At 49.7% G+C, this 10233-nt stretch carries 11 protein-coding genes; 1 reads left to right on the top strand and 10 read right to left on the bottom strand.

The window, feature by feature from the left end; translation table 11 throughout:
• On the top strand, positions 1–109 hold a 109-nt coding region (locus ABNH10_RS04590), incomplete at its 5' end, for an IS3 family transposase (RefSeq protein ID WP_349384934.1).
• 304 nt (positions 110–413) lie between these two features.
• Here ABNH10_RS04590 and ABNH10_RS04585 read toward each other — a convergent pair.
• The 10 genes from ABNH10_RS04585 to urtA all read right to left on the bottom strand — a co-directional run bounded on the left by ABNH10_RS04585 (position 414) and on the right by urtA (position 10094).
• Complete coding sequence (locus tag ABNH10_RS04585; protein ID WP_349384930.1) at positions 414–743, bottom strand: zinc ribbon domain-containing protein; 330 nt, start codon at positions 741–743, stop codon at positions 414–416.
• A gap of 18 nt (positions 744–761) precedes the next feature.
• Complete coding sequence (gene fmdA, locus ABNH10_RS04580; protein ID WP_011589257.1) at positions 762–1991, bottom strand: formamidase; 1230 nt, start codon at positions 1989–1991, stop codon at positions 762–764.
• 268 nt (positions 1992–2259) lie between these two features.
• Positions 2260–2457, bottom strand: a complete 198-nt coding sequence (locus ABNH10_RS04575) for a hypothetical protein (protein WP_349384929.1) — start codon at positions 2455–2457, stop codon at positions 2260–2262.
• Between the two features lie 588 nt (positions 2458–3045).
• Positions 3046–3969, bottom strand: coding sequence for an AAA family ATPase (locus ABNH10_RS04570; RefSeq protein WP_349384928.1), 924 nt, complete (start codon positions 3967–3969; stop codon positions 3046–3048).
• 110 nt (positions 3970–4079) lie between these two features.
• The gene (locus ABNH10_RS04565; protein WP_011589259.1) at positions 4080–5126 is read right to left on the bottom strand and encodes an aliphatic amidase; all 1047 of its coding nucleotides are present in this window, start codon (positions 5124–5126) and stop codon (positions 4080–4082) included.
• Positions 5127–5170: 44 nt separating this feature from the next.
• On the bottom strand, positions 5171–5860 hold the full coding sequence (gene urtE, locus ABNH10_RS04560; RefSeq protein ID WP_035459102.1) for an urea ABC transporter ATP-binding subunit UrtE: 690 nt from the start codon (positions 5858–5860) through the stop codon (positions 5171–5173).
• Between the two features lie 55 nt (positions 5861–5915).
• Positions 5916–6665: an urea ABC transporter ATP-binding protein UrtD gene (urtD, locus tag ABNH10_RS04555; RefSeq protein WP_349384927.1), complete on the bottom strand. Its 750-nt coding sequence runs from the start codon at positions 6663–6665 to the stop codon at positions 5916–5918.
• Positions 6662–7804, bottom strand: a complete 1143-nt coding sequence (urtC, locus tag ABNH10_RS04550; RefSeq protein ID WP_349384926.1) for an urea ABC transporter permease subunit UrtC — start codon at positions 7802–7804, stop codon at positions 6662–6664. Before urtC ends, urtD begins: the two co-directional genes overlap by 4 nt.
• Positions 7805–7813: 9 nt before the next feature.
• Positions 7814–8740: an urea ABC transporter permease subunit UrtB gene (gene urtB, locus ABNH10_RS04545; protein ID WP_011589263.1), complete on the bottom strand. Its 927-nt coding sequence runs from the start codon at positions 8738–8740 to the stop codon at positions 7814–7816.
• A 97-nt stretch (positions 8741–8837) separates the two neighbouring features.
• Positions 8838–10094: an urea ABC transporter substrate-binding protein gene (gene urtA, locus ABNH10_RS04540; RefSeq protein ID WP_349384925.1), complete on the bottom strand. Its 1257-nt coding sequence runs from the start codon at positions 10092–10094 to the stop codon at positions 8838–8840.
• Positions 10095–10233: the final 139 nt, after the last annotated feature.

Below are 10233 nucleotides of genomic sequence, written 5' to 3'. Positions count from 1 at the left end.
TGATTATATCGAGATGTTCTATAACAACCGACGACGCCATGGTTCTAATGAAAAGCTGTCACCGGTAGAGTATGAAAAGCGTCACCAAGAACGGCTGGGAAGTGTCTAATGAACTGGTGGCGATTCAGTTTCTCAGTGGAGACCCACGTAGAAGATGAAATGGCTGAGAAGTGTCTAGAAAAATAGTGCCGATTCACACCGCACTGTGCTGATGTTGCAGCCCTTCGTCTAAAATCGTTAGATGAACAGCCCATCTCTTGGCAAGATCTATATCTGCAACATACTCGAAAACGGTACCCGATCGCTTACGACGCCATAGATACTAACGGCAAAAAAAGCAGTCATAAAGCATAAAAAAAGGCCGCTAGTGCGGCCCCTAAGAGAATTTTTACTGCCGTAAAACCCTTCAATCGTTAATGGCTAATCATCCATGGTCTGGCTGAAGGAAACATCTTGTTGCCTTCAGCAGTATAGAAAAGCTTGGACTTGCGCTTGTGATGACAACAACCCCGATTTTTTTCTGAATGCTGATTGCCTTGACGAGGCTCATGCATCGCCTTCTCATTACGCGCAATGGCTTGGCGTTTTTCCGGGGCCATATCCAGCACCTCTGGGGGCACCATAATTACCCGCGCTGACAACGCACCACAGGTTGGGCACATGGCGCACTCACCGGAAGCCTGCATGGGAACCAGGTCATGGAACAAGCCATGCTCGACACATTTATAGTCATAAAGCGGCATGATCAGCTCCTGTATAAATTACTTATCTTTCGATAAAGGTATGTCAACGCTACCGGCCACACTATGCTGTGGACCATCCATACCCGGCTTAATATCAAAGTCGAAAATATCCGTTGGCAACCAAAGAGTGGCACAGGCATTGGGCACATCCACTACGCCACTAATATGTCCCTGGACAGGCGCACAGCCGAGCAAAGCATAGGCTTGAGCACCCGTATAACCAAATTTCTTTAGGTACTCAATCGCATTGAGGCAAGCCTGACGATACGCCACATGCACGTCTAAATAATGCTGCTTGCCTTGTTCATCTACAGAGATACCTTCAAATATTAGGTAATCGTCATACTTGGGCGCCATCGGGCTGGGCTTAAAGATCGGATTCTTAATTCCGTATTTTTCCATACCGCCTTTAATGATGTTCACCCGCAAATGGATCCAGCCAGCCATCTCAATGGCTCCACAGAACGTAATCTCACCATCACCCTGGCTAAAATGCAGATCCCCCACGGACAGCCCCGCATCCTTCACATAAACGGGGAAATAAACCTGCGAGCCCCTCGACAAATCTTTAATATCACAGTTACCACCATGCTCACGGGGCGGTACGGTACGGGCGCCTTCGGCAGCAGCCTGGGCTTTCGCGTCACCGCTTAACTTACCCATGTGCGCCGTATCGGCATAAGGTAAGTTAGCCAACCCAGGAACACGATCAGGCTCGGTATCGTAAAGTGCTTTTTCCCGGGTGTTCCACTCTTCAAGCATTTCCTTCGACGGCAAACAACCTATAAGGCCCGGGTGAATCAGGCCGGCAAACTCCACGTTGGGAATATGGCGGGACTTGGTGAACATACCATTGAAATCCCAGATGGATTTCTGAGCTTCAGGAAAATGTTCGGTAAGGAAGCCACCGCCATTTTGCTTGGAAAAGAAACCATTAAAGCCCCATTGGCTTTCATCAAAAGTGCCGATATCAAGGATATCCACCACCAGAAGATCGCCAGGCTCGGCGCCTTCGACACCCACAGGTCCGGTTAGAAAGTGCACCTGGGTCAGGTCGACATCACGAACATCATCAGCGCTATCGTTATTCTCGATCTGCCCACCGGTCCAGTCATGGCATTCCAGGATAAAATCATCACCAGGCTTCACCATTTTGGCCATGGGGATATCCGGGTGCCAACGATTATGAACGTTTTCGTTTTCGTAAGGCGATTGTTTCAGGTCAATCTTGATAATCGTTTCAGCCATAATCAAAGCTCCTCAGCGAATCATTTAGGTCGAGTGGGCATCAACACAATCACTATTAATGAAACCGCCAAGGACAACCATGCGTTAATAGCACAGCAAACCTACGTCATTTGACGTAGGTTTGCTGGCAACAGGCTGATTTTTAAATTAGAAAATTATTTTTGCATTACCCCTAACTTGACCGCTCCGGGTCATATTTCTATCCATCACGGATTCTCGCCTTATCATCACAAGACAGTTTATAGCTCCCTCCCACCAAATCTTTAACTTACATCAGACTGTTTCCTTGCTTCCATCTGGTGGACCAACGTAGCACCGCACCAAGTTGGAGATATTGTTCTTCAAAGCCCAGCACTCTTGCCTCTTGCTTCTTGCTTCTTGCTTCTTGCTTCTTGCTTCTTGCTTCTTGCTTCTTGCTTCTTGCTTCTTGCTTCTTGCTTCTTGCTTCTTGCTTCTTGCCTAACAAAATAGTGGAGCTTCATCCATCAAAGAAAAGTACTCACGCCCCATTCTTTTTATATGCTTTCTTAAACCGACCGGTCTCAGGGCTATCGAGAATTAGCAGCATCTGATTAGAGTTCCACTTTGCCGTATTCAACTCTTTGGTGGAGTATTCTGTGAAAATCAGATCCAAATCCGGGTAGACTGCTTTCAAAGAAGCGATTGCCTAACAACTCTGATCTACCTGTGCCGAAATCTCGTCGGGCCCTTTGGGCACAGGAACAGGGTACTCAATCATCATGGTTAGAAACACCTCGCCCCAAGCGCTGACGCTACTTCTACTTGCCATCTCTCTACTCTTTGATGATGCCTTTGAACAATCCACTCGGTGGCTGCATTGAGATTATTACACCGTAATAATGTAACTCTAATGCGTCAGATGATGTAATCACACCGATTTTAAATCGATGGGCAGACGCTTCATGAATAGCCAGACATGATCGTCACTTAAAGAAGACCGTCACCAAGGCTGTACGTACTGCAAGCGACACCTATCCGATAACGGTAAAAACCGCCAGCAGGCTGACGGTTTAGTTAATCTCTCGAGACTCAATCAAACAGGAATAACGATGAGCTTTCCTGCTTGCATCTGTGCCTCGAAGGTATCCGCTTGAGGGTAATCCAACATCACTCTGGCCAGCGGCGGAGAAAGCTCATTGCGAACCCGACGCGCCATTTCCCTGGCCCCATAACGGGCATCCATGGTGTTGCATAGATAACGCCGTGTCCCATCACCTAAGCTCAGCAGCACTTTACGTCTTAGTAACCGTCGATTGAGCTTTTCCAACTCGATATCCAGCAATTGCTCACTAATATCCTGATCCAGAGCATTAAACGTAATGATGCTATCAATACGATTAAGAAATTCTGGATCAAAATGTTGCTGCAATGCCTGATCCACCACCGCCTCTATCTGGCGGCTCGAATTCTTCCAGACCCACCAGCGTTTCTGTTGCCGCCCTCTCAATGCCGACACTTGTGATGCCCCGGCGTTACTGGTCATGAAAATTAGGCTATTGCGGAAGTTGATTTCACGGTTGCCGGCGCTCAGTCTGAGTCGACCTCGATCCAGCACATTGAGCAATGCTCTGACCACTTCAGGGCTGGCTTTTTCCAGTTCATCAAACAACACAATACCGGGTTTGCTAAAGCTGCCCTGAATAGCCTCTACATCAAATAGAGTTTGGCCTTCTTTGCTACCCACATACCCTGGCGGCGCTCCAGTTAATGAAGCGGCATAATGCTCCTGGGCCAAAGTGCTCATATCTATCCGGCACACAGCATCAGCGCTACCGTGAATAGCCTCCGCCAGCAAACGCACCGTTTCAGTCTTACCGACCCCGGTGGGGCCTACAAACAGTTGCACCGCCAGAGGTCGGTCATCCGGGGCGATATCCGCCTTGAGGACTCGCAGCATATTGTCGATACGATCTAGCACATGAGGCTGGCCAACAATCCGTTTACGTAATGTTGCCATTACCGTGCCCGGATCAAAGGTAAATCGGGACACTCTCCCAGAATGGTCAGCATCTCGCTTTCGATCCGCTATCTCATGATTCGCTGCTAACTGCTCATTGATGAAGGGCATCACTCACCCGCCGTTCTCTCTTTACCATCCACAGGCAATTCACCCACCGGACACTCTGCCACCCCTATTGTGCTACGTGTCATGGCTTCTACGTTCTCCTGCGCCTTTTGAGCATCCATTACCCAGGTGCGATAAAAGTCAAAAGGACAGTCCGCAATACCCTTGTCTCCATCACCAGAAGCATGCATGCCGGTATAACCACGGTGCAGCAACTTAAACAGATGATTTTGAGACTGATCATTAGCACGAGCATCACGGATTTGACTGACGGATAACTGGGCATACTGAATACCCATATCCTCTTCACCACATTCACCCAGAGTACGACCATCAAACCCGATGAGTGCCGAGTGCCCAAAATACGAATACACGCCATCAAAACCACTGGCGTTAGCTACAGCCACATAGCAGTTATTCGCCCAGGCCATGGACTTGGCCATCATCACCTGCTGCTCCTTCGCCGGATACATATAGCCCTGGCAACGAACAATCAATTCAGCACCTTTCATGGCACAATCACGCCAGATTTCCGGGTAGTTACCGTCATCACAAATGATGAGGCTGATCTTCATTCCCTTGGGACCTTCCGTTACATAGGTCGTATCACCAGGATACCAACCCTCAATAGGACACCACGGAATACACTTACGGTATTTCTGAACAATTTCCCCTTCATTATTGATTAACACCAGCGTGTTATAAGGGGCTTTCGCAGGGTGCTCTTCATGTTGTTCGCCCGTCAGCGAAAACACACCCCAGGTATTAGCTTCACGACAGGCAGCGGAGAAAATAGCGGTCTCATCACCGGGAATGGTAGCCGCTGTGGCCATCATTTCATCCGGGTCATACATAATGCCCATAGTGCTGTATTCCGGAAAAACCACCAAATCCATCCCCGGCAGTCCCTTTTTCATGCCCTTAATCATTTCCGCAATGTTACGGGCATTATCTAGCACTTCAGCTTTGCTATGCAGTCGCGGCATTTTGTAATTCACTACCGCAACACCCACGGTATCGTTACTGCTGGAAATATCGCCGTGTCGCATTACTCTCTCCTTTACTGCTTAAAACTCATCGGCAAACAGGCACATCACACCGCAAGATATGCCGCTATTTTTTCCTGATTCATACTCTCACCGCTTTCTTCATGTACGATTTCGCCTTTCTCGATGACTAAAATTCGATCAGCCACATCCATGACAAAGCTCAACACTTGCTCAGACACCACAATGGATAGCCCGCGCTCATCGCGGATACGCTTCAACGTACGGGCCATATCCTTGATGATGGAGGGTTGAATCCCCTCAGTGGGCTCATCCAGCAACAACACCTTGGGCCGTGTGGCCAGTGCACGGGCAATTGCCAACTGTTGCTGTTGACCGCCGGATAAGTTTCCGCCTCGACGGCTCTGCATTTCTTCTAGAACGGGAAACAGTTCGTATAAATCTTTGGGGACTTTCTTTTCCCCCACCGCGGCCAAGCCGGTTTCGATATTCTCTTTCACAGTCAACGACGGAAAAATCATACGTCCCTGAGGAACAAACCCCAGACCGGCCTTTACTCGCTGACAGCTTTTCATGGCCGACAGATCCACTCCGTCCAGCTCGGTTATGCCAGCGCGGGCTTTTTCCATACCGATCAGAGATTTCATCAGGGTGGTTTTACCCATGCCATTACGGCCCACTACTGCAACAATTTCGTTTTCCTCAACTTTGAGGTTCATATTGCGAATAATGGTGCTCTGCCCGTAGGCTACGTCGTAATTTGATACTCTCAACATAACTAGCACTCCCTATCAGAGTCGGCACCGTGAATAACTCGCGGCGACCTTCAACTCAGTGACCCAGGTAAACTTCGATGACCTTTGGGTCCGCTTTAACCTTCTCTAGCGACCCTTCCGAGAGCACCTTGCCCTGATGCATTACCGTAACGCGGTCAGCAATATCACCAACAAACTGCATGTCATGTTCGATGACTAGTACCGTATGGTTTTTGGTAATAACCCGAAGAAGTTCAGCCGTTTTTTTTCGTTCTGCTACTGACATGCCAGCAACCGGTTCATCTAACATCAATAGATCCGGTTTCTGGATAAGCAACATACCGATTTCTAACCACTGCTTTTGACCATGACTAAGCAAGGCGGCGGGTTGATCGAGAAGATCTTCGAGAAAGATAGTTCTGGCCACTTCTTCCACCGCATTGATAACTTCAGCATCACGCTTGAATGCCAAGGCCCCCATTACAGAACGCCCACGTGGAAATGACACTTCTAAATTTTCGAAAACGCTTAGGTCTTCATAAATAGAGGGGTTTTGAAATTTTCGACCAACACCAGCACGCACAATCTTGTGCTCGCTCATTTTGCTCAGTTCTTTCTCCTTGAACTTTATCGATCCTTCCGTTGCCCGGGTTTTTCCGCAGATCAGATCTAGTACCGTGGTTTTACCGGCCCCATTGGGGCCGATAATCACACGAATCTCCTGTGGTTCCAGGTACAGCGACATATCGTTAACCGCCTTGAACCCATCGAAAGAAACAGTCAAACCTTCTACCGCAAGAATGAAGTCATTATTAGTCGGCATCATTTCACTTCCTCCACAGGCAGATTTTCAGCATCAGCGCGACGGCGACGCAGCAGCGAGGGCAACTTACTTTCTAGCGGCTGAATATAACGGTTATAAAGTCCAGCCAAGCCATCAGGGAAGGCCAGCACTACACCAATGAATAGAGCACCCATTGCATACAGCCACAGTTCAGGGAAGGATTCTGAGAAACCCGTTTTAGCGGCATTCACAATTAACGCGCCATACACCGCGCCCAGCAGAGAATTCCGGCCGCCCACGGCACACAGCACCACCATTTCAATGGAGGGTACAATCCCCACAAATGTTGGCGACATGAAACCTACCTGCAGGGTAAACATGGCCCCACCCACACCGGCAAACATAGCGGCTAGGCAGAACACAAATATCTTGAAAGAAGCAACGTCGTAACCGGAAAAACGTACCCGATCTTCCTGATCGCGCATGGCAAGCAGAATACGCCCCAGCTTGCTATGCATGACCCAGCGACCAATCATCAGGCACAGGAACAACATGCCTACACACACGAAGTACAACGCCGTTTTGGCTTCGTCACTACGGATATCCCACCCCATCAAGGTGCGCAGATCGGTAATACCATTCACCCCCCCTGTGAAACCCTGCTGACCAATGATCAGGATCGTCAGGATGGCGGCAATCGCCTGGGTAATGATGGCAAAATACACGCCACCTACTCGGCGTTTGAACATGGCTACGCCAATGATCAGGGCAAGAATCGCCGGCACGGCAACCACCGCAATCAAAGTAAAGGAAAAGCTGTGGAAGGGTTCCCAAAACCAGGGCAGTGCGGTGAGCTGGTTCCAGTCCATGAAATCAGGAATACCTGGGGTAGACTGAATGGAGGTATTCTCTGGACTGGACGCTTCCAACTTCAAGAACATCGCCATGCAGTAGCCGCCAAGGCCGAAAAAGATCCCCTGCCCAAGACTCAAAATACCACTGCGGCCCCAGCAAAGTACCAGACCTAGCGCGGCAAACGCATAGGTTAGATACTTGCCAACCATATTAAGACGAAAGACATCCAGTGCCAGTGGGAACACCACCACCAGCAGCAGCGCCAACAGCAGATGGTAGATTCCCTCGCGGGATCCTAACCATTGAAAAAACGACGTTGATTTCATGGCGATCTCCTAGCGACGAACCTTGAGTGCAAACAAACCTTGCGGACGCAACATCAGAATGCCGACCACAACCAGCAGCGTGAGCACTTTAGCCATTGAACCACTCAGGAAAAATTCCATCGTGGACTGGGCCTGGGAAATGGTGAATGCAGAGGCGATAGTGCCAAGCAGACTTTGCGCACCGCCAAACACCACGACCAGGAAGGTATCGACAATATACAATTGCCCGGAGGTGGGACCGGTAGAACCAATCATGGTGAACGCACTGCCCGCCACACCGGCAATACCACACCCTAGCGCAAAGGTGACGCGATCAACTTTACTGCTATCGATACCGACAGCTTCAGACATGGGCCGGTTCTGTACCACCGCACGAACCTGTCGCCCCCAACCAGAGCGGAACATCAACAGATAAACGCCAAAAGCAATCACCAGCGCCAACACCATCACGAAGATCCCGTTGATAGGAATTTCCACCAAATCGGTAACCGCAATGGACCCCATCATCCAGTCCGGCAGACTCACACCCACTTCCCGTGCACCAAAAACACTGCGGTAAGTCTGCTGAAGAATAAGACTCAGACCCCAGGTCGCCAGTAGCGTATCCAGCGGACGATGGTAGAGGTGACGTATCATTAGCCATTCCACCAGCGCCCCAAGCGCGGCGGTGACAAAAAAGGCCAATATCATGGCTACAAAAAAATACCCCTCGTATAACCCTGGCAGATAGTTTTCGAACAACTGGGCAGTCAAGTATGTGGTGTAGGCGCCCAGAATCATGAATTCACCATGGGCCATGTTGATCACGCCCATTTGCCCAAAAATAATGGCCAGCCCCAGCGCCATCAGTACAAAGATGGAAAATAGCGACAGGCCGGCAAACCCTTGCATGGCGAAGATAGAAGTCAACTCCGTCATGGTGTAGTCAGCGAACATGGCAGGTACTCCCGAAAATTAAATAGGGGAATTCGGCAAGAAAAAGAATGATCTTGAAAAATCCGGCGCCCGATATTCAGGGCGCCGGGGTTACACCTCACTGATAGCCTTTAGGGAACGGGTCCGGCTCCATCAGTTCTTCGGTTTCGTAAATCACTTTGTACTGACCATCTTTCTGTGCCTGGCCGATACGGGCCTTGGACCACAAGTGATGGTTTTCGTGGATACGCACATAGCCTTCTGGTGCAGTGGTCAACTCAATACCCGGAGAAGCTTCGCGCACTTTGTCGATATCGAAAGAGCCCGCTTTCTCTACCGCCGCTTTCCACAACCATGGGCCAAGATAAGCCGCCTGGGTCACGTCACCGATAACGATGTCTTCACCCCAACGCTTCTTGAACGCTTTTACAAAGTCTTGGTTATTGTCGTTACCCAAGCTTTGGAAATACTTCATGGAAGCGTAAGCGCCTTCCACGTTTTCACCACCGATACCCAGAATTTCATCCTCGGTGACGGAAATGGTCAGCAGCAACGGACTCTCTTTAGTCAGATCGATACCCGCCGCTTTCATCTGCTTATAGAAAGCCACGTTGGAACCACCTACCACAGAGGCAAAAATCACATCCGGTTTCTTTAACTTGATCTTGTTAATTACCGAGTTGAACTGGGTATGACCAAGCGGGTAGTACTCTTCACCCACTACTTTCAAGCCCAGCTTATCAATGTGCTTACGGGCAATCTTGTTAGAGGTACGCGGCCAAATGTAATCGGAGCCCAGCAAGTAGAACGTCTTGGCATCTTTCTCTTCAGCCAACCAGTCAATACTGGCGAGAATTTGCTGAGTCGCTTCCTGGCCGGTATAGATTACGTTTGGAGATTCTTCCAGCCCCTCATAGAACGTGGGGTAATAAAGCATGCCGTTATACTGCTCAAATACTGGCAGCACTGCTTTACGGGAAGCGGATGTCCAGCAACCAAAAACCGCAGCCACATTATCGTTCACCAGCAACTTACGAGATTTTTCAGCGAAGGTGGGCCAGTCACTGGCGCCATCTTCCTGGATGTACTCGATCTGACGTCCCAGCACCCCCCCTGAAGCATTGATCTGTTCAATCGCCAACTTCTCAGCCTGCACTGAGCCTGTCTCACTGATTGCCATAGTGCCGGTAACCGAATGCAGAATACCGACCTTTACAGTGTCGTCAGTCACCGCTAGGCCAGTGGTGTTCACGTCGGCAGCCAGTACCGTATTAGAAAGGGCGAACAACGCAGGTAGCGCCATCAGCCCTCCCAGAAGATGCCGGCGCGTCGAGGACGGCCGGTGACTGGAAGAACGGGTTTTGCTCAATTTCATGGTTTACCCCTCATCAGCGAATTCATGGGAAGCACCTCGTTTCCCTCGCTAACGAGTATGAAAATCTGCCCCCCTGGGGCCCATTCGGTGATTACGCCATCGCCGTACGTCATTTAACGCATACCCCGCACCTGCGATG

The organism is Alcanivorax sp. (genome assembly GCF_040119285.1).
GTDB lineage: Bacteria > Pseudomonadota > Gammaproteobacteria > Pseudomonadales > Alcanivoracaceae > Alcanivorax.
The sequence above is the reverse complement of the archived record's forward strand: the minus strand, read 5'-3'. Positions and strand labels throughout refer to the sequence as shown.

Bases quoted from the DNA above. Each gene is read 5' to 3' on its own strand.
- ABNH10_RS04585 (WP_349384930.1), bottom strand. From the start codon at position 743: ATGCCGCTTTATGACTATAAATGTGTCGAGCATGGCTTGTTCCATGAC.
- fmdA (WP_011589257.1), bottom strand. From the start codon at position 1,991: ATGGCTGAAACGATTATCAAGATTGACCTGAAACAATCGCCTTACGAA.
- ABNH10_RS04570 (WP_349384928.1), bottom strand. From the start codon at position 3,969: ATGGCAACATTACGTAAACGGATTGTTGGCCAGCCTCATGTGCTAGAT.
- ABNH10_RS04565 (WP_011589259.1), bottom strand. From the start codon at position 5,126: ATGCGACACGGCGATATTTCCAGCAGTAACGATACCGTGGGTGTTGCG.
- urtE (WP_035459102.1), bottom strand. From the start codon at position 5,860: ATGTTGAGAGTATCAAATTACGACGTAGCCTACGGGCAGAGCACCATT.
- urtD (WP_349384927.1), bottom strand. From the start codon at position 6,665: ATGATGCCGACTAATAATGACTTCATTCTTGCGGTAGAAGGTTTGACT.
- urtC (WP_349384926.1), bottom strand. From the start codon at position 7,804: ATGAAATCAACGTCGTTTTTTCAATGGTTAGGATCCCGCGAGGGAATC.
- urtB (WP_011589263.1), bottom strand. From the start codon at position 8,740: ATGTTCGCTGACTACACCATGACGGAGTTGACTTCTATCTTCGCCATG.
- urtA (WP_349384925.1), bottom strand. From the start codon at position 10,094: ATGAAATTGAGCAAAACCCGTTCTTCCAGTCACCGGCCGTCCTCGACG.